Source organism: Vibrio sp. D173a, from assembly GCF_030248475.1.
In genome coordinates, this window is record NZ_JAHGAH010001642.1 from 1 (window position 1) to 494 (window position 494).

Annotated in this window: 1 protein-coding gene; it reads right to left on the bottom strand. The window is 44.5% G+C overall.

Annotated features, from left to right (window positions below; all coding sequences use genetic code 11):
* Nucleotides 1–79: 79 nt before the first annotated feature.
* The coding region (locus KIV40_RS35290) for a DUF3332 family protein (RefSeq protein WP_285354134.1) at nucleotides 80–494 on the bottom strand (415 nt) is incomplete at its 5' end.

Sequence of the window (494 nt, forward strand, 5' to 3'; positions counted from 1 at the left end):
ACAAACAAAAACAGGTACTCATTGAGTACCTGTTTTTTTAGCTAGCGAGCTTGTTATATATCTTTGTTTATAACAAACGTTAAGCTCGAGCTGCAGCGTAAGCCGCTAATTCATCTATTGAGGTTTGAGCCACAACTTCACCGTCGATAGAGTAAGTCACCACTTCACCATCACGCACGCCAATCAACGTCGCTTTTTCACCATTCTGGTAAGTAATGCTCATTTGGATTGTGTTCTCGTCCACTTGCATCATCTCACCACGCTCAATTACACGGTTCTGCGTTAACGGTGCAATCGGCGCTTCAGTTAGAGACTTGTCTAGCTGATGGTTGATGTCGATATAAGTATCGGTTTTGCTATCAAAGATATGCGGTGTACCTGTGATTGGGTTTTTACCCGTCCAAAACTCTAGCGAGTTGAAAACCAAGTAGTCCGCCGCAACAGTTAGACCGTAAACAGGCGCGAGCAACATGTTCAATCCACCGCGCGCATAA